Origin of the sequence: Nocardia sp. NPDC019395 (genome assembly GCF_040632335.1) — a bacterium.
In the GTDB taxonomy this organism is placed as follows: Bacteria; Actinomycetota; Actinomycetes; order Mycobacteriales; family Mycobacteriaceae; genus Nocardia.
In genome coordinates this window covers 1,437,845-1,456,086 of record NZ_JBEYBT010000001.1, presented here as the reverse complement: position 1 = coordinate 1,456,086, position 18,242 = coordinate 1,437,845, and the positions used below count along the sequence as shown (strand labels likewise).

At 65.8% G+C, this 18,242-nt stretch carries 18 protein-coding genes and 1 pseudogene; 14 read left to right on the top strand and 5 right to left on the bottom strand.

What is annotated here, in order from left to right:
- Positions 1 to 42 precede the first annotated feature (42 nt).
- The 6 genes from ABZ827_RS06030 (at position 43) to ABZ827_RS06005 (ending at position 6,261) form a co-directional block, all read left to right on the top strand.
- Entirely contained in the window at positions 43 to 1,680 is a 1,638-nt protein-coding gene (locus tag ABZ827_RS06030; RefSeq protein WP_357233274.1) for a long-chain-fatty-acid--CoA ligase, read from the top strand.
- 107 nt (positions 1,681 to 1,787) lie between these two features.
- The gene (locus ABZ827_RS06025; protein WP_357233272.1) at positions 1,788 to 2,270 is read left to right on the top strand and encodes a hypothetical protein; all 483 of its coding nucleotides are present in this window, start codon (positions 1,788 to 1,790) and stop codon (positions 2,268 to 2,270) included.
- Between the two features lie 109 nt (positions 2,271 to 2,379).
- A complete protein-coding gene (locus ABZ827_RS06020; protein ID WP_357233270.1) occupies positions 2,380 to 3,117 on the top strand; it encodes an ATP-binding cassette domain-containing protein in 738 nt (245 codons plus the stop codon).
- Entirely contained in the window at positions 3,117 to 3,905 is a 789-nt protein-coding gene (locus tag ABZ827_RS06015) for an ABC transporter permease (protein WP_357233268.1), read from the top strand. Before ABZ827_RS06020 ends, ABZ827_RS06015 begins: the two co-directional genes overlap by 1 nt.
- A gap of 169 nt (positions 3,906 to 4,074) precedes the next feature.
- Positions 4,075 to 4,509, top strand: a complete 435-nt coding sequence (locus ABZ827_RS06010) for a site-specific integrase (protein ID WP_357233266.1) — start codon at positions 4,075 to 4,077, stop codon at positions 4,507 to 4,509.
- A gap of 312 nt (positions 4,510 to 4,821) precedes the next feature.
- Positions 4,822 to 6,261: a hypothetical protein gene (locus ABZ827_RS06005; RefSeq protein ID WP_357233264.1), complete on the top strand. Its 1,440-nt coding sequence runs from the start codon at positions 4,822 to 4,824 to the stop codon at positions 6,259 to 6,261.
- 9 nt (positions 6,262 to 6,270) lie between these two features.
- Here ABZ827_RS06005 and ABZ827_RS06000 read toward each other — a convergent pair whose 3' ends face one another.
- The 5 genes from ABZ827_RS06000 to ABZ827_RS05980 form a co-directional block, all read right to left on the bottom strand.
- Positions 6,271 to 6,567 (bottom strand): Tn3 family transposase, encoded by a 297-nt coding sequence (locus ABZ827_RS06000; protein WP_357233263.1) that lies wholly within the window; start codon positions 6,565 to 6,567, stop codon positions 6,271 to 6,273.
- Positions 6,483 to 6,899, bottom strand: coding sequence for a Tn3 family transposase (locus ABZ827_RS05995; protein WP_357233261.1), 417 nt, complete (start codon positions 6,897 to 6,899; stop codon positions 6,483 to 6,485). The genes ABZ827_RS06000 and ABZ827_RS05995 overlap by 85 nt, the downstream gene beginning before the upstream one ends.
- Before the next feature lie 74 nt (positions 6,900 to 6,973).
- Positions 6,974 to 7,786 carry an ABC transporter permease gene (locus ABZ827_RS05990; protein ID WP_357233259.1) on the bottom strand — a complete coding sequence of 271 codons (813 nt, stop codon included), beginning with the start codon at positions 7,784 to 7,786 and terminating at the stop codon, positions 6,974 to 6,976.
- Positions 7,783 to 8,601, bottom strand: coding sequence for an ABC transporter permease (locus tag ABZ827_RS05985; RefSeq protein ID WP_357233257.1), 819 nt, complete (start codon positions 8,599 to 8,601; stop codon positions 7,783 to 7,785). Before ABZ827_RS05985 ends, ABZ827_RS05990 begins: the two co-directional genes overlap by 4 nt.
- Positions 8,601 to 9,551 carry an ATP-binding cassette domain-containing protein gene (locus ABZ827_RS05980; protein ID WP_357233255.1) on the bottom strand — a complete coding sequence of 317 codons (951 nt, stop codon included), beginning with the start codon at positions 9,549 to 9,551 and terminating at the stop codon, positions 8,601 to 8,603. The genes ABZ827_RS05985 and ABZ827_RS05980 overlap by 1 nt, the downstream gene beginning before the upstream one ends.
- A 946-nt stretch (positions 9,552 to 10,497) precedes the next feature.
- Here ABZ827_RS05980 and ABZ827_RS05975 point away from each other — a divergent pair.
- The 8 genes and pseudogenes from ABZ827_RS05975 to ABZ827_RS05940 all read left to right on the top strand — a co-directional run.
- Positions 10,498 to 10,800, top strand: a pseudogene (locus ABZ827_RS05975) (metalloregulator ArsR/SmtB family transcription factor); the annotation flags it as partial.
- Between the two features lie 6 nt (positions 10,801 to 10,806).
- A complete protein-coding gene (locus ABZ827_RS05970; RefSeq protein WP_357234539.1) occupies positions 10,807 to 11,226 on the top strand; it encodes an SRPBCC domain-containing protein in 420 nt (139 codons plus the stop codon).
- A 257-nt stretch (positions 11,227 to 11,483) separates the two neighbouring features.
- Positions 11,484 to 12,266: a GntR family transcriptional regulator gene (locus ABZ827_RS05965; protein WP_357233253.1), complete on the top strand. Its 783-nt coding sequence runs from the start codon at positions 11,484 to 11,486 to the stop codon at positions 12,264 to 12,266.
- The gene (locus ABZ827_RS05960) at positions 12,267 to 12,494 is read left to right on the top strand and encodes a ferredoxin family protein (protein WP_063057804.1); all 228 of its coding nucleotides are present in this window, start codon (positions 12,267 to 12,269) and stop codon (positions 12,492 to 12,494) included.
- Positions 12,495 to 12,501: 7 nt separating this feature from the next.
- On the top strand, positions 12,502 to 13,881 hold the full coding sequence (locus tag ABZ827_RS05955; protein WP_357233251.1) for an ABC transporter substrate-binding protein: 1,380 nt from the start codon (positions 12,502 to 12,504) through the stop codon (positions 13,879 to 13,881).
- Positions 13,878 to 14,732, top strand: a complete 855-nt coding sequence (locus ABZ827_RS05950) for an ABC transporter permease (RefSeq protein ID WP_357233249.1) — start codon at positions 13,878 to 13,880, stop codon at positions 14,730 to 14,732. The genes ABZ827_RS05955 and ABZ827_RS05950 overlap by 4 nt, the downstream gene beginning before the upstream one ends.
- On the top strand, positions 14,729 to 15,496 hold the full coding sequence (locus ABZ827_RS05945; protein WP_357233247.1) for an ABC transporter ATP-binding protein: 768 nt from the start codon (positions 14,729 to 14,731) through the stop codon (positions 15,494 to 15,496). Before ABZ827_RS05950 ends, ABZ827_RS05945 begins: the two co-directional genes overlap by 4 nt.
- On the top strand, positions 15,493 to 18,189 hold the full coding sequence (locus ABZ827_RS05940; protein ID WP_357233245.1) for a fumarate reductase/succinate dehydrogenase flavoprotein subunit: 2,697 nt from the start codon (positions 15,493 to 15,495) through the stop codon (positions 18,187 to 18,189). Before ABZ827_RS05945 ends, ABZ827_RS05940 begins: the two co-directional genes overlap by 4 nt.
- The last annotated feature ends 53 nt before the right edge of the window (positions 18,190 to 18,242 follow it).

The window sequence follows — 18,242 nt, the reverse complement described above, 5'->3', positions numbered from 1 at the left end:
GCCACGGCCGGAAGCATTCCGCCGGGCAGAAATGGAATTCCAATGAGCAGAATCACCCAGTTGCTTTTCGATGAACCGGTTTCCGAAGTCAAAGGTTTGTGGAGCGGACCCGATGCCTCCGAGCTGACCTTCCGCTCCTGGGATCGGTTGCGAGCCAGGGCCCGCCGGGTCGCCGCCGGATTGGCCGAGGTGGGCGTGAGCCCGGGTGACTCCGTCGCGATCCTCGCGGGCCCGGCCGACGATGTCATCGTCGCGGTTCAGGCGATATGGATGCGTGGCGCGGTATTCACCATGCTGCACCAGCCCACTCCGCGCATGAATCTCGAGACCTGGCTGACGGATACGCGTGCCGTAATCGAGATGCTGAGTGCTCGGTTGGTCGTGCTGAGTGAGCCGTTCACCGAGGCCGTGCGAACCCTCGACCTCGGTGCACCGATCGCCGTCATCGACGAACTGGCCGAGCGCACCGAAACGATCGCGCATGTACCTACCGCTGAGGACGATACCGCCATCCTGCAGCTGACCTCCGGCACCACCGGTGTGCCGAAGGCGGTGGAGATCTCCTACCGGAACCTGCATCAGAATCAGGCCGCCATGGTAGACCGGACGGGTTTGACAGCCGATTGGGTAGGAATCAGCTGGTTGCCGCTGTACCACGATATGGGCATGATCGGGCTGCTCATGACTCCGCTGCTCGCGCAAGCGACGACGGTGGTCGTTCCGCCGCTCGCGTTCCTGAAGAATCCGCTGTGCTGGGCGGAGTTGATCAGCCGATTCGAGGGGAACTACACCGCGGCACCGAATTTCGCCTATTCACTGCTGGCCCGGCGGTTGCGCCGAGCGCCCGACGGCGTCTACGACCTGTCCCGCATGCAGGTCGCGGTCAACGGTGCGGAGATCGTCGACGAAACGACCCTGCTGGAATTCCTGGATGCGGCAGCGCGTTTCGGGTTCCCGCCACAGGCTCTGACGCCGGCCTACGGTATGGCCGAGACGACCCTTGCCACCTCGTTCACCGATGCCGGCGCGCGTTATTCGGTGGATGTCATCGAACCCGGACGCGCCGAAGGTGAGGGCGTGGTCGAGCGTGATCCGGCCGGCGCATCGCGAACACTGATGCGGCTGGGAACACCTGTCGCCGGGATCGAACTGAAGGTCGTCGACGGTTCCGGGGCTGCGCTCCCGGCCGACCGGATCGGCGAGATCCTGGTCCGCGGCGATGCGGTGGCCCGGCGGTATCTCCTGCCCGATGGTTACGTATCGGCGGTGGATGCCGAAGGCTGGCTCGCCACCGGCGATTTGGGGTACGTCGCCGATACCGGTGAAACCGTGGTGACCGGGCGTAAGAAGGACATCATCATTGTCTCCGGCCGCAATATCGCGCCTACCACGGTGGAACGTGCGGCGGCCGGAGTCGACGGGGTACGCGCCGGCAGTGTGGCGGCATTGGCCGTGCGCCTGTCCGGGATGGCCCGCGAGGGTATCGCGGTGATCGCGGAATCTGTTCTCGCAGAGGACCCCGAGCAGAGTGAGCGGATCCGCAAGGAAGTGGCTCGGGCTGTCTACGACGATATCGGCATCGCCCCGGCAGTCGTCACGATCGTGCACAAGGGCGCACTGCCCAAAACTCCGTCGGGCAAGCTACGCCGTTCGTCGGCCGCGAGTCTCATTCCGTCCTGATCGAATACCAGTCGAAAGTTAGGTTTGACTTGCCTAACTTTTGCGGCTTATTGTTGGACCGCCCGGAGGCCCGGGTTTGTTCGTTGTTTGGCTCGAAGGGACCGCCCATGCCGAAACTCATCAGGATCGTTTCCGTCTTGGTATTCGCCGCGTTGCTCGGCCTGGGCTCGGCCCAGCCGGCCACCGCCGATGTGTCGATTCGCGACGGTAAGGCCGGCGATCTCTACATTCGCGACGAGGCCCCGAACCTCGGTCAACTCGAGCGGCAGTTCGCTGCCTTCTGGAACCCGAACATCGGTGTCGAGCCCAAGCTCGAGGTCAGCTACAACGGCCCGCAGGCGCGCGGCGCGCTCGAACAGGTCATGGCGAACAGTCAGACCATGGACTTCTTCTCGATCCAGGGCCGTGCGGTCGGCGATATCGATATCTCCGGCAACACGATGTCGGTTCGAGTCGAGGGTGTGATGGCGGGTTTCCCGGCCACCTCCATCAACTATCACTTCATCCGTGAAGGCGGCCTGTGGAAGTACGACTGGAAGGCGATCTGCGCCGAAATGCAGTGCGCGGGTGACCCGGACTTCGGGTACTGACAGCCGCCGAGATTTCCGGAACGACTCCCCGTCGACGCCACGGCCGAACGGGGAGTCGTTCTGCGTATGTGCCCACTCACCAGCCACTCATTCGTTCAGGAATGTATCGATGATCAGTATTCGCGGCGTGTCCAAACGCTTCGGCGATATCGTCGCCGTAGACGATGTCAGTCTCGAGGCCGAACCGGGCTCGATCACCTATCTACTCGGGCCGAACGGCGCCGGCAAAACGACCGTCATGCGGATGATCGCCGGACTGACCCGGCCCACCGGTGGCACACTCACCATCAACGGTAAAGGCCTATTGGACTTCCGGGACACCATCCGCGAAATCGGGTTCGGCCTCGGCGCGTTCACCCGCGATCCCCGGCACACTGCGACGCAGCATCTGCTGTGGCAGGCCCGCCTGGGCGGAGTGCCGTCGGTCGCCGTGGGCCGGGCGCTGGAACGGGTCGGGCTGGACAAGGTCGCGAAGCGTCCGGTCGGCAAATTCTCCTACGGCATGCTGCAGCGGCTCGGTATCGCCGCGGCGCTGCTGGGCGATCCGCGAACCCTGGTGCTGGACGAACCCGCCAACGGGCTCGATGTCGAAGGCACGCTGTGGCTGCGCGAACTGGTCACCGGGCTGGCCGCCGACGGGAAATGCCTGCTGGTGGCTTCGCACAACCTCACCGAGGTCGAGATCACCGGCGATCGGATCGTCGTCATGGGCAAGGGCAAGGTGCTGTCCGACACGAGCAAGGACGAGTTGGTCGCCCGCGGATCCGGCCCACGACGACTGGAGTCCGCCTACCTCGGGATCACCGCGAACAGCGTCGAATACACCACCGGTGGAGGTGAAGGCTGATGCTCGCCCGCTATACGATCCGCGCAGTCCGCAGCGAACTCGCGAAGCTGTCCTGGCGTAATCCCCTGTGGTATACGGTCGTCCCGCTCGCGATCCTGATCCCGCTGGCGCTCAACTTCGGCATCGCCAAAGCGTCCCAGGCCGAAGCCATCAACGGGTACGGCGGAATGGAGACCAGCAATGCCACCTACTGGGTGCTGATCTTCTCGACCTTCATCCTCATGTCGGGCGCGGTGTCCTCCCTCAGTAACGAATTCAAGGACAAGACCGTCGAGACCGTTGCCGGAATCCAGGCGCGCCGCTGGCTACTGCCCGTGGCGAAGTTGATCGTGTTCGGCGTGCTCTCCGGTGCGGTCGCCGGTGCGACCACGTTCCTTCTGCTGGGCGGCTTTCCGCGCCTGTTCCCGGACGTATGGGGCGGCGTCGATGCCTTCTCCGGCGCCGGTATCCGCCTGCTGATCTGCGTGCCGATCCTCACCGTGCTGGTCTGTGCGCTCGGCCTGGGCCTGGCCGCACTGCTGCCGAAACCGGGCCTGGTGGTGATGATCGTGCTGCTGTGGAAGTTCGGCATCGAGGTTTTCGTCACGTTCGTCAACAACGATTTCGGGCGCATGCTGCAACGGTTGTCGCCGTTCAAGAACGGCGAACTCGGCGTCGGCCAGCTCTCGACCGTCGAGAGCTACTTCGGCGGCCCGAACGGATCACTGCTGTACTTCGCGGTGCCGTGCCTGGTGATCTTCGTGCTCGGCACCCTGCGCCTGTCCACGGGCGATATGAAAAGCGACTGATCGAGGCCGGGACCATCCGCGAGAAAGGTCACGCTAAGGGGTTACCGCAGATAGTGGCATACTATGCGCGGCAACTATTCGGCTGTCCTGGCGCTATAGGCGTTGTGCGGCGGGCGACTCGGGAAACTATCTGCGGTAGTGGGGTTCGGATGCGCCGCTGCGGGAACGGGTGTTGTGGCATCTGCTCTACGAATCCTCCGCACGTGCCGAGGAAGTGCTGATGCTGGATGTGCCCGACCTCGACACGGCGAACCGGTGCGCGGTGGTAACCCGAAAAGGCGGAGCTCGCGAGGTCGTTGCCTGGCAGACCGGTACCGCCCGGTTGTTGCCGCGGATGTTGGCCGGGCGGTTGTCCTACCGTCGCGCCGCGGAGCTGTTCGAGAACCATACCGCGGGCTTTGATGACGGCCGGTATACGTTGCATCAACTGCGGCATTCCCGGCTGACTCATGCCGCGGAGGACGGCGCGTCCACTCCGGTGCTGATGAAACCTGTCGGGGCATACCTCGGTACGGAGCCTGGTCAAATACGCGCGGATCTCCGACGAGGGGTTACGCCGGTATCAGGCCGGCAGCGACCCCGCTTCGCGGCGGCGGTGATCTGAGGTGGTGAGTTTCGTACCAGGTGCCATCAGGTGGTGGGCGTGGTGAGTGGGGCGCCTCTGAGTGGAGCGGGACGGGAATTGCTCCAGCGCATGCGCGACGACATGGTGGAGGTGCTCACTCACCGAGCCAGTCCCCACTTGCATCGCACACTGGGTGACCTGGCTGAAGAGGTCCGAGGGACGCGGAGGATCAGCGACGCCGAACACGACGCCCGTGAACTGGTAGAAGCCGGCATGCGTCGACCGGATTCGCCGAGAGCGCGCGGAGGCCGGGGTGGTGAACGTGATCGGGTTCCCGATAATGTGGCGGCGTTGCTGACCAGTGTGCGGGCGAGCGGGGTCGATCCTGGGACTGCGGCCCGGGTCGAGCGTGCGGTGCTGGACAGATATCAGCAGCAAGTACAGGTACGGGAGCGGAACCTGCGGCAAGAGTTCCTCAACAACAGATCCCACGCCCTGCGCGACCGAGGCGAGTCCGCGGACGCGGCCGAAACCACCGCCAGAAACGAAGTCGACGATTATCTGCGCGGGGAACGCGCTCAACAGCTGATCACCCGCGACGCCGCAGCGCGCACCGATGAATGGGCAGACAACATCGGACTCGCCCCCATCCTCCGCGAGATCGCGACGTCACCACGAACAAGGCCGGAATCGGTCGACGACACACTGGCCCGGCTCACGACACGTGCCGAACAGAACACCTCACTGCCCAAGGGCCTCAAACAGGCGCTCACCCGGCTGGAGAACAGCAACGCCGACCCCCGTGCCGTCGACCGAGCTACAAGATTGCTGCACGACCGCTACCACGAGTATCGGCAGCATCCCATGGCCAACACCTACCGTGAGACCCTGCTCGAGCGGCGGGCCGAGTTCACGCGCAACGGTTTTCCCCCGCACGTCGCGGACCGCCTCGCTCAACGCGACACCGAAGCCTTCACTCAAACCCCGAAGGCACAAAGAATGATCGACAGCGTCGCGGCCAACAACACAAACCAGTGGTTCGAGAAGATGCGCGGCGCCGCCGACCGTGACGGCGTCGATGTCGCCGACCGGCTCGCCGAGATCCACCGATACGAACATCAGCCGGTGCCCGAACCCGAACTGCGCGCGGCCGGCGGTCGTCTCGATGCCATGCATGCCGACCTCGACAACACTCAACACCAGCTGAACTCACTGCTGGAGAGGTCACCGGAACTGGCAGGCAAGGGTGCTGACCGCTGGCAGGAAGGAATCGACGCCACCCGCGACAGTATCTCGCGCCTCTCCGAGACGGTGCGTGCCGGAACCACGGGAGGTGAAACCGTCACCCGGCGGGCGATCAACGATGCCGCTCTGCACGGCCCCGAAGCCAACGTCCGCGGATACGACGGCGAAATCCGGATGGCCGCGAAACTCGACAACATCCACGATCTCGGCCCGTTGGTCGACGTGAGCACCCCCACCGGCACCAGGATGGCCAGCGAGGTCGATATCGTCACTGACCAGGGCCGCACCTGGCACGAAGTGAAAACCCATGATCCCGACACCCAGCGTTTGCACCAGAAGGATCTCGAAGCGCAAAGCCGCAAACAGCTCGCCATCTCCCACATGAACCGCGAGTACTGGGTCGACGGCAAGCCTCCGGAGCTGAAGATGCACTTCATGAACGGCGTGCACCCCACGGTGAAGTCCCGTATCGAGGCCATCCGCATCGAAGACGAGAACGGGCATATTCTCGACGACCATCGTGTCGAGGTCATCGACGAGTCCTGAGCAGAAAACTCACTCGCTGTCGGCGGCTCCCGGATCGCGCAGTGGACGGTGTGTTCCGCCGAGATCGGGCAGATGGAAACTGTAATGCCCATCGATTCCGAGTTGACTGCGCACGAACGGTGACAACCGGGCCACGTCCACATCGTCGAGCGGGTAGTCCTGGGCGCGGAGCTCGGCCAGGGCACGATCCAAGTAGACGGTATTCCACAGCGCCACGCAGTTCAACACCAGCCCGAGCGCGGAGAGCTGGTCTTCGATCCGTGCGCGGACACCGCGCCGGTATGAATAGATACCGCGACCGCACATATCCTCCAGTGCCGGCCGATCCGCTTGACATCGATGCGACCGCGGGCGGCCTTGTCCAGGGAGCCGTAGTCGGCGGCCGGGTCGATTCGCCGCAACCGTTGATCGGGCAGGTTCGCCAGTTGCGGCCGGTACTGGCGGCCGAGCAGCTGCAGCAGCCCGAACACGATATCCCTGTAGGAGCCGGTGTCGGTGATGATCGCCTCCGGCACCGTCCCGCCCTGCTGACGTAACACCACGTCCACGGCGTGCAGCGAATCACGCGGAGTCCCCGGCAATACCTGCGCGGCACCCCACGCCTGCGCCAGCGGTTTCCGCGCCTGAGCCTCGACCAACGCAGTGTTGGCGGCGGCGAGGGTAGCCTCAACCCCTGATCGAGGCCGGGGCGGCGATCTGCGCCGGCGTGTTGTCAGCGGCGTTCCGCGGCATGCCGGAAGCCGCGGAACGCCAACGGCCCGAACACGACGACCAGTCCGATCGTCCAGAGCACAGTGATTGCCAGCGGCTCCGCCACCGGACCGCCCTCGGTCAATCCACGAACAGCATCGATCGCCGGTGTCATCGGCTGATGGCGGACCACCGGCTGGAGCCAGCCGGGGTACTCGCTGACGGGTGCGAACCCACCGTTGAAGAACAACAGCAGCAGGAAGAGTCCATTGAGTTGCTGGATGGCCTGCCGGCCGGAGGCCACCGTGGCCATAGCGACCACCGGCACCGCGATACCGGCCGCAAAAACCATCGCCACCAGCCCCGCGCCGATTCCGGCAGCGATACCCTGCTCGAACCGGAACCCGAGTGGGATCGCGACCGCAAACAGTACAAGGGTGGCGATCCCGGTGCGGATCGCTTCGGCAAGCAGCCGTCCGGCGAGAAAACCCACGCGTGGCACCGGCAGTGTCCACATCCGGGCCAGCAGCCCGGTATCGCGTTCGTGGATGAGGCTGATCGCGGTCGCCAGAGTGCCGAACAGTGCCCCCACCAGTGCCACGAGACCGGTGTTGCCGAAGATGCTGTCACCGCCACCCATCGAGGTCACGGTCTTGCCGAGGACCAGTTGGAACATCAGCAGCAGGAACGCGGGAAAAACTATCGACTGCACCACGATTCCCGGATCGCGCGACCAGGAACGCAGTAGCGCGCCCGCCTGGACGATCGATTGCCGTAGCAGCGGCACGCTCTGTCGTTGTGGCCAGGTTGCCGTGTATGTCATCGTCTCTGTCATCGTTTCACCTGCGCTCGGCCTGCGGCGGCGATCGCCGCGCCGCCGATGGCGAGTAGCGCCACCGACCAGAGCGCCACCGCGGTCAGTTCGGTATCGGCGCCCGAGGCGAGCGCACGGAGAGCGTCGGCGTAAACCGACATCGGCTGATTGCGAACGAACGGCTGTACCCATTCCGGGAATGCCTGCGCGGTGACCAGGCCGGTGGATGCCATCACCAGAATCAGCTGCGGGATCATGAGAACGCTCGCGATCGACACCGAATTGCGCGCAACGGTGCCGATCGCATCGGTGACCAGGCTCATCGCCAGCCCGAAAACGATGACGAGAACGACGAAGACGAGGGTTTCCACGATTGTGCCCTGGAGCCGGAAGTCCAACGCGTAGCCGATGGCGAGACCGCCGCCGAGCGCCAGGGCCATCCGCACGACAACCCAGGCCATGCGCCCGAGGAAGGGGGCGACGCGCGGGATCGGCAGCGACATCATCCGCTCGTGTACGCCGGCTCGTGCGTCCTGACCGGCAGCCTCGGTCGCGGTGATGGCGGTGAAGAGCCCGGCTTGCAAAAGTATTATCGGGGTCAGGAATTGCGCGTAGTCGCCGCCGCCGAGTTCGAACTGGCGGTGCAGCGGTGTATAGAAACACAGAAAGAAAACAACCGGCCCGAAGACGGCGAAGACGACATCACCCGAGCGGACCGCGGCCAGAATCTTCTGGCGGGCAAGGGTAGCGGTGGCCGGTACGAGACCGACCGAGCTCCGGGGCGTCGTGCCGGGAGAATTCGTGGTGGGCGCGGGCTCGACAGTGGCCGCAGTCATCAGCTCGTCTCTGTCAGTTGCAGGAACACTTCGTCCAGTGATGGCTGCCGTAGGCCGATATCGACCACGTCGATTCCCGCGGAGCCCAACCGGTCGATAACGCCGGACACCGTTGCCATTCCGTTCGGCGCCCGGACCACCAGTCGCGGATGGGCCTGCGCCCCGGTGGCCGAGCCGTCCCTCGGTGATTCGACGAGTTCCAGCCCGTCGAGCAGTCCGACGACCCGGGCACTATCGGCCCGATCCACGAGGGTCACTTCGCAAACCGCCGCGCCGACCTCCTTTTTCAGCTGGCCCGGCGTGCCGACGGCAACCACCGATCCCCGGTTGAGCATCACGATGCGGTCGGCGAGCCGGTCGGCTTCCTCCAGATACTGGGTGGTCAGCAGGACCGTGATCCCTGCCTCCCGTAGGCCGGCGACGGTGTCCCACACCGAGGCGCGGCTGCGTGGGTCCAAACCGGTTGTCGGTTCGTCGAGAAACAGCACCTCGGGCCGAGTCACCAGGGCACTGGCGATATCGACCCGGCGTTGCATCCCGCCGGAGAGAGCACCGACCCGTCGGTTGCGCACCGCTGCGAGGTCGAATTCGTCGACGAGCTCGTCGATTCGGGTGCTCAGCCCCCGGCCGCGCAAACCGGTGAGTCGACCGAAAACGGATAGGTTCTCGACGGTGGTGAGTCCCTCGTCCAGAGACGCGTATTGCCCGGTGAGCGAGACCTGTTCGCGCACCCGCGCAGCCTCGGCGACCACATCGTGACCGCAGATCCGGGCGCTACCGGAGGTGGGTCGTTGCAGGGTGGAAAGCAGTGTGACCGTTGTGGTCTTACCGCTTCCGTTCGGGCCGAGTAGGCCCAGTACCTCTCCGCGGGCCACCTCGAACGAGATGCCGTTGAGGGCCGCCACCGAACCGTAATTCTTGACGAGATCGGTGACCTGGATCGCTGCCACATGTGCTCCTTCTACGGAGGTCATCGCATCGGTACCGGGTTGTGCGGGGGCGAACGATTCTCCGGCCTGCCTCTCGGCGCGTGTTGGCCACTCGACGCGTGGTGACATGGATTTCTGCCTCCCCTGGGGCCCCGCCGGGGACCCCTACCGGTACTTAGGGAAGGCTACACTAGCTTTCGGCGATCTGGTGGGGCACAGAACGGCACGGCGGTCCTCTCCACTCGGCGGAGTAGCGAATACAGCTCGATCCCTGTTCACTCCGGCGACGGTCGCCTGCCGGTAACGGGCGTGCACGTGACCGGCATTCCGGTCGGTCGGCGGGCGCCATGCCGGCAATGGAAGAGCGAGGTAGGGCGGGCTGGTGTACTCGGCCGCCTCTGCATGTTCCTGCTGGTGAAAGTTTGTCGCTGTTTTCGGATTCGGCGTTCGGTGGGGGAGTGGGGCGGGACAACGGGCCGGTTCCCGGCGTGGGGAGGGGGTGTGTTCCGCAGATCGCCGATTCGGGCCGGGTAAAGGAGCGCCCCGGCCCGGTGGCAGCCTCCTGCAGGAAAGTACTAGTCCACACGTTATATCTGTCGATACATAGATATGCGCATCTAACAATCTATCCGCTCGCCTGCTACATCAACCAATCAACAACCACCACAAAAAACCTTCAAGGAAGGGGCGTCTATGCGGAATTGCGTAGGCGACCGCGGTTCCGGGAACCGCTTCGCGATGGCTGCCACGATCGCGTCCGGTTCAGTTTCCTGGATGAAATTCCCGGCGCCGGGTAGCCCGACGATGTCGCGAACGGAACAGGTCCTCTCTCCGGTGGCGGGTTGCCTCGAAGTCGGGCCGGTTCGGTGTCGAGGTCCCGTACGCACTGTCCGACCTTCGCTCGGCTAGGCTTCAACGTGTCGGAGAAAGTTGACATGTCGGATATTTCCGACGTAATGTGTCGGCTGTGGCTCAGGACGATGTGTTTCTCGCACTGTCCAATCCTGTGCGCCGGCGATTACTGGAGGTGCTCGCGCAGGGGCCCCGGTCGGCCGGGAATCTGGCCGGTTTGTTCGACCTGAGTCGGCCTGCCGTCGCCGAACATCTCCAGGTGCTGCGCCGGGCCGGTTTGGTGCGCGATGAAGCGGTCGGCCGGCACCGGCACTACTACCTGTCGGCTGATCCGCTCGCCGAGGTCAGCGCGTGGGTCCACCCGTTCGAACGCTTCTGGCACAGCCGGTTGCGCACCCTTGCCGATCTCGTGGAGGAGAACCCCGTGAACAACGCCGACGCCGACCTCGCGACCATCTCGCTGGACCAATACATCGCCGCACCACCGGCGAGGGTGTGGCGGGCGCTGATCGATCCCGAACTTCACGGTCGATGGTGGGCACCGGGCGATATCGCCGCGACTCTCGGGCACCGGTTCCATCTCGAGATGCCCGGCTGGGGTTCCATTCCCTGTGAGGTCATCGAGGTCGAACCCGAGCGGCGGCTCGTCTACACCTTCAACGAGAACTGGACGCTGGCCTGGCAGCTGACACCCCAGGACGACGGCACTCTGCTGCACCTCGACCATTCCGGATTCGACCTGGACGATCACCGGAGTCGTGACGCCTACGGGCGGATGGGGCCCGGATGGCGCGACAAGGTCCTGCCCGGTCTGGCCCGGCTGGCGGAGAATCTCCCGGACTGAGCGGCCGTCCCCACGCCGGATCGCGCCCTTTGCGACAGCGCCCCCCGACTCCGCGGAGTCGGGGGGCGCTGTCGTCGTTCATTCGAATCGAGATGATCTCAACCCCGGTGACGGCGACGGGGGTGGCGCAATGGCCGCGGCCGTCCGCATACACGCTGGTCGCGCGCACGATCCACCCGGCGCATTGTGGAACCGCCGGAATACCTCCGCCCGCGGCCATCCGGGATCGCCCCGCGACGCCACTATCGTCACCGTTCATGCAGGTCAGCGAGACGAACACCGAGCGGGCGGGCGGCGCGGCCACGGTCCGGCGGGTCCGTGCCGACCAGGCCCGGCGGGTCGCCGATATCCTTCGCCACCAGATCCATGCGGGGACCGTCGGCGACACCCTGCCCAGTGAGCAGGAACTGGCTACCGAACACGAAACCTCCCGCAACACCATCCGCGACGCCCTGACCCTGTTACGTGACGAGGGGTTGATCGCCCGCGCGCCCCGGCTCGGGACCCGGGTGGCCGCACGGAAATTCGATCACGGCCTCGATGCGCTACTCGGACTGCAGGAAACCCTGGAGGGCCGGGGAACGGTCCGGAACGAAGTGCGGGCCGCGCAACGGATCACCGCACCGCCCGTGGTGGCGCGGCGGCTCGGGCTCGCGCCCGGCGAGCAGGTCGTCTATCTGGAACGCCTGCGTTACCTCGGTGATCAGCCGCTGAGCCTGGATCTCACCTATCTCGCGCCCGATATCGGTGCCCGCGTCCTCGATCACGATCTCGCCCACACCGATGTCTTCGTGCTCCTCGAACAACTCGGCGGGCAGTCGCTGGGTTCGGCGGATCTCACCGTGGAGTCGATACCCGCCGACCGGCATACCGCCGCCACCCTCGACGTCCCCGGCGGCGCACCCTTGCTCATGCTCGAACGACTCACCCGCCTCGACGACGGGACACCCGTCGACCTCGAATACATCCGGATGCGCGGCGACCGGATCACGCTGCGCGGCAGTCTCTCCCGCGGTATCCCCGAATGGAAGGTCCTGTAGATGGCTCTGGCGAACCAGCGCACCGATATTCCCGTGACCATCGACGAATCCCTGTGCATCGAAGGCTGCACGCTCTGTGTCGAGATCTGCCCGCTCGACTCACTGGCGATCAACCCGGAGAACGGGAAAGCCTTCATGCATGTCGACGAATGCTGGTACTGCGGCCCCTGCGCGGCCCGGTGTCCCACGGGCGCAGTCACCGTCAACATGCCATATCTCCTGAGGTAGATCCATTATGTCCACTTTGAAGCGGTTTGCCGCTGTGCTCGCCGCCGGGGTGCTCGCCCTCACCGGATGCTCACTGGAAGACGCCGCCGCCGGCGACACTGTCCGCGTTGTCGTCGGCTACCAATCGAAAACCATCAACACCGTCACCGCGGGCACCCTGCTGCGCGCCCAGGGGTACCTGGAGCAGCGGCTGGCGCAGCTCACCGAGGACGGCGGCCCGGCCTACGAGGTCGAATGGCAGGACTACGACACCGGCGCTCCGATCACGGCGCAGATGGTGGCGGAGAAGATCGATATCGGTTCGATGGGCGATTACCCGCTGCTGATCAACGGGTCGCGTACCCAGGCCAACGAGCGTTCGCGCACCGAATTCCTCTCGGTTACCGGCTACAACCCCAAAGGCGCGCTGAACATGGTGGTGGTGCCACCGGATTCGCCCGCGAACGGTCTTCCGGATCTGGCCGGTAAGAAGATCTCCGCCAGTGTCGGCTCGGCCGGGCACGGCACGCTGGTGCAGGCGCTGAGCCGCGCGGGTATCGACCCGGCCGGTGGTGTGGAGGTGCTCAATCAGCAGCCGCAGGTGGGGGCGTCGGCTCTGGAATCGGGGCAGGTGAGCGCGCTGTCGCAGTTCGTGGCGTGGCCGGGGCTGCTGGTTTTCCAGGACAAGGCGAAACTGCTCTACGACGGCGCCGAGCTGAATGTTCCCACTTTCCACGGGGTGGTCGCCCGGAAGGACTACACGGCGCAGCACCCGGAAGTGGTCGACGCGTTCCTGCAGGCGCAGCTGGACGCCACGGAATTCCTATGGCGTGAACCGCTGGAGGCGTCGCGGATCGTGGCCGAGGGTTCGGGCCTGCCGCAGGAGGTGGTCTATCTCTACAACGGTCCCGGTGGCACGTCCTTCGACACCACCCTCAAACCGAGCCTGCTCGCGGCTTTCAAAGACGATGTGCGTTATCTGAAGTCCATCGGTGATTTCGCCGATCTCGATACCGATGCTTTCGCCGATGACCGGCTGATCCGCGCGGCTTTCGCCGCCCGTGGCCAGAACTACGACGAGGCGCTCGGCGATACCGCCAACCACACCAGCGGTTCGGGCACCGAGCTCTGGCTCGACGGTCAGAACACCACCCAGCCGGCCGGTGATCCCACCGGACTGCTGCGTGCGGTGAAAGGCGCTCGTGCACAGGGTAAATCGATCCGTGCCACCTATATCGTCGATTCCGAACTGGGTACCCGCTGGTTCGCCGACAAGGCCGTGTGGCTGCGTGACGGCGACACCTATCTGGCGTTCACGACGCCGGCGGCCGCCGGTCGTCACCGGCAAGCCCATCCCACTGCCCAGCCGGTCGGTTACGATCGGGCCGTCGCGGAGGTCCGGTTATGACCGTGGCCGCCACAGCCGATTCCGGTGCCGCCCTGCACAGCGACCGCGCCCGCCCGCGGTATCGGGCCCGGTCTGTGTGGCCGGACCGGGCACTGCGGGTGGTGTCGGTGGTCGGCGCGGTGCTGATCTGGCAGTTGCTGACCGCCTCCGATATCCGGTTGTGGCTGCGGTTCGATACGTTGCCCACGGTCACGGAGGTGGTGACTGCCTTCGGCCGCCAACTGGGCACGGACGTCTACTATCTGGATCTCGCGCAATCGCTCATCCGTATTCTCACCGGTTTCGCGATCGCGACCGTGCTGGGTGTGGCCAGCGGGATCGCTCTGGGCCGGTCCCGGGTATTCGCCGGTGTTCTCGGCCCGCTCGCCGAACTCGCCCGCCCGATTCCGGCGATCGCGGTGGTGCCGATCGCGATCCTGCTGTTCCCCGACGACGAAGCCGGGATCGTGTTCATCACCGGTCTCGCCGCCTATTTCCCGATCATGGTCAGTACCCGGCACGCGGTCCGCGCCCTGCCCACTCTGTGGGAGGACTCGGTGCGGACCCTGGGTGGTAGCCGGTGGGATGTGCTGGTGCGCGTGGTGTTCCCGGGTGCGCTGCCGGGGATTTTCGGTGGGCTCTCGGTCGGTCTCGGGGTTGCTTGGATCTGCCTGATCTCCGCGGAGATGATCTCGGGCCGGCTGGGTGTGGGTTATCGGACCTGGCAGGCGTACACCATCGTCGACTATCCGGGTGTGTTCGTCGGGATCATCACCATCGGTGTTCTCGGTTTCGGTACTTCCGCGGCGATCGAACTACTCGGTCGCCGGGTCACTCGCTGGCTGCCCAGGGGAGAGGAGAACGCCCGATGACCACCACCCTCACCACCCGGGATCCGCGTCCGGAGACCGGTGCGCACGGTATGAGCTTGCGGCTGGACGGTGTCTCGCTGTCCTACACCGGCGACCCGGTGATCGACGATCTGTCGCTGGATGTCCGCCCGGGCGAGATCCTGGTCCTCACCGGACCGTCCGGCTGCGGGAAATCGACTGTTCTGCGCGCTCTTGCGGGTCTGCTGGCACCTGATTCCGGTCGTGTGCTCGCCGACGGTGACCCGGTCACGACGACGTCCCGGGATCGTGCCGTCGTCTTCCAGGACAACGCGTTGCTGCCGTGGCGTAGTGTCCGCGCCAATATCGAGCTCGCGCTGCGGTTGCGTGGGGAACCGAAAGCCGGGCGCCGCGCGGCGGCCGACCGCTGGATCGAGGAGGTCGGGCTCACCGGTTTCGGCGATTTCCTGCCGAAGAGCCTGTCCGGCGGTATGCGCCAGCGCGTCCAGCTGGCCCGCGGGCTGGCGGGTGCGCCGCGCGCGGTGATGATGGACGAACCGTTCGGCGCGCTGGACACCCAGACCCGCGCCACCATGCAGCGCCTGCTCGTCGAGACCTGGGGCACCCATCCCACGACCATCGTGTTCGTCACCCACGATGTGGACGAGGCACTGTTGCTGGGCGACCGGGTCGCCGTGCTGGGGCGGGCCGGACGGCCGGTGCGTGCCCTGATCGATGTTCCGAATCCGCGCGAAACCGCCGACCGGTCGGCCGACCGCGCCCGACTCGTGGAGGCCCTGTCGTGACCGCACCCGCTCTCTTCGCAGCACCGGATCTCGCCGATACCGTCCGTCTGGACTGCGATGTCCTGGTCGTCGGCGGTGGAACGGCCGGTACGATGGCCGCGCTGACCGCCGCCGAACAGGGCGCGAATGTTCTGCTGCTGGAGAAGGCGCATGTCCGGCACTCCGGTGCGCTGGCCATGGGGATGGACGGGGTGAACAATGCGGTGATCCCGGGGAAGGCCGAACCGGAGGATTATGTCGCCGAGATAACCCGCGCCAACGACGGAATCGTCGACCAGCGCACCGTGTATCAGACGGCGACCCGCGGTTTCGCGATGGTGCAGCGGCTGGAACGTTACGGCGTCAAGTTCGAGAAGGACGAATACGGTGAGTACGCGGTGCGCCGCGTGCACCGGTCGGGTTCGTATGTGCTGCCGATGCCCGAGGGCAAGGATGTGAAGAAGGCGCTGTACCGGGTGTTGCGGCAGCGCAAGAACCGGGAACGGATCCGGATCGAGAACCGGTTGATGCCTGTGCGGGTGCTGACCGCGGCGGGGCGTGCCGTCGGTGCGGCCGCGTTGAACACCCGGACCGGCGAATTCGTCATTGTCGGTGCGAAAGCCGTCATTCTGGCGACCGGGCCGTGCGGGCGGCTCGGTCTGCCGGCCTCCGGGTACCTGTACGGCACCTACGAGAATCCGACCAATGCCGGCGACGGCTACTCGATGGCTTATCACGCCGGGGCCGAGTTGAGCGGGATCGAATGTTTCCAGATCAATCCGCTGATCAAGGATTACAACGGCCCTGCCTGCGCCTATGTGGCGAACCCGTTCGGCGGATACCAGGTGAATGCCGAGGGGGAGCGGTTCGTGGATTCGGATTATTGGTCGGGTCAGATGATGTCGGAGGTCAAACGGGAGATCGATTCCGCGCGTGGCCCCATTTATCTGAAGGTGTCGCATCTGCCGGATGAAACCCTCAGCACCCTGGAAGGGATCCTGCACACCACCGAACGCCCCACCCGCGGTACCTTCCACGCGAACCGCGGTCACGATTACCGCACCCACGATATCGAGATGCATATCTCCGAAATCGGTTTGTGTGGGGGCCATTCCGCGTCGGGCGTGTGGGTTGACGAGAATGCCAGGACCACTGTCCCCGGCCTGTACGCGGCCGGTGACCTGGCGTGTGTCCCGCACAACTACATGATCGGCGCCTTCGTGTTCGGGGAGCTGGCGGGCGCCCATGCCGCGACCGGCTGTACCGAGGTCGAGGCCCCTGGTGAGCTGCCCGGCGATCAGGTCGCTGCCGCACACGAACTCGTGTACCGGCCGCTGCGCCATCCCGACGGACCACCGCAACCCCAGGTCGAGTACAAGCTGCGCCGGTTCGTCAACGACTATGTGGCGCCACCGAAAACCGCCGCCAGGCTCTCTCTGGCTGTGGAAACGTTCGAACGGATGCGCGGCGATCTCGCCGAGATGGGTGCCCGCACGCCGCACGAACTGATGCGCGCGGCCGAGGTGTCGTTCATTCGCGATTGCGCCGAGATGGCGGCCCGCAGTTCCCTGACCCGCACCGAATCACGGTGGGGCCTGTACCACGAACGTGCCGACCTCCCGGAGCGTGACGACCGGCAGTGGCGCTATCACCTCAACCTCCGCAAACGCGCCGACGGTGAGATGGAGTTCCTGAAGCGACCGGTCGCACCGTATCTGGTACCCGTGCCCGGACTGGATGACCTACCGTCACAGGAGGAGCCGGTGGTCGTTGCCCAGCCCGGACTCGTCGGGCACCGCCGCGCCCCGGATGCCGCAACACAAACGCCCCGGATCACGGAACCCACGGCGCCCGCATCGCCGCGGCTCGTCGCGCTGCTCGCCCTGGACGCGCCCACGGCTGTGGATCTCTCGGATTACCTGTCCGATACCGACGAGCGGGTGCGGGCGGCGGCGATCGCGGCGTTGACCGAGAACACCCCCGACGGATACGCCCCGCTGCTGGTGCGCGCACTGGACGATCCGGCAGCAATGGTCCGGGCCGCCGCGGCGGCCGCTCTGCGCGAACTGGTGGAGGTCCTGCCGTCCCCCGACGGCCTCGCCGACCGGCTCGGCTCGGCCGACCCGGTGGTCCGCGCGGTCGTTGTCGACCTGCTGCGTGCGATGCGCGCGGGATCTGCCGCGGCGTATCGAGCGGCACTCGACGACGCGGACCATCAGGTCCGTATCGAAGGTGTGCGGGCGCTGGTCTCGTTGGACGAACGGGACGCGATTGCGGCCGCGGCCACCGACACCAACCGTGAAGTGCGGATCGCGGCCGCGCAGGGCCTGGCCACGATCGGTGACGGGGGCGCCGATATCGTGCGGATACTGGCTGGCGACCGCGATCCACTGGTGCGGGCGGCGGCGCTGGCGGCATTCGCCGGCACCGGTGCCGGCGCAGCCGATATCGAAACCTGTATCGCCGCACTCCGGGAGACCGCCTGGCAGGTCCGGGTGGGCGCGGCACGGGGGTTGGCCTCGGCGGAGCCCGTGGACGCGGTTCCCGCGCTCGCCGCGACCCTCACCGATCGTCACCTGGATGTACGTAAGGCGGCAGTGCTGACCCTGACGACATGGCACAAGTACGGACCGGCTCGTCTGGCACTGAGGGAAGCGGTCGACGATCCCGACGCGGATGTCCGCGCCTATGCCCGGCGCGCGCTGGCAACCTGAGCACGCTCGCGGATCAAGAGGACTTCCCGGTGCCAAGCCGCCGCCGAAGACCA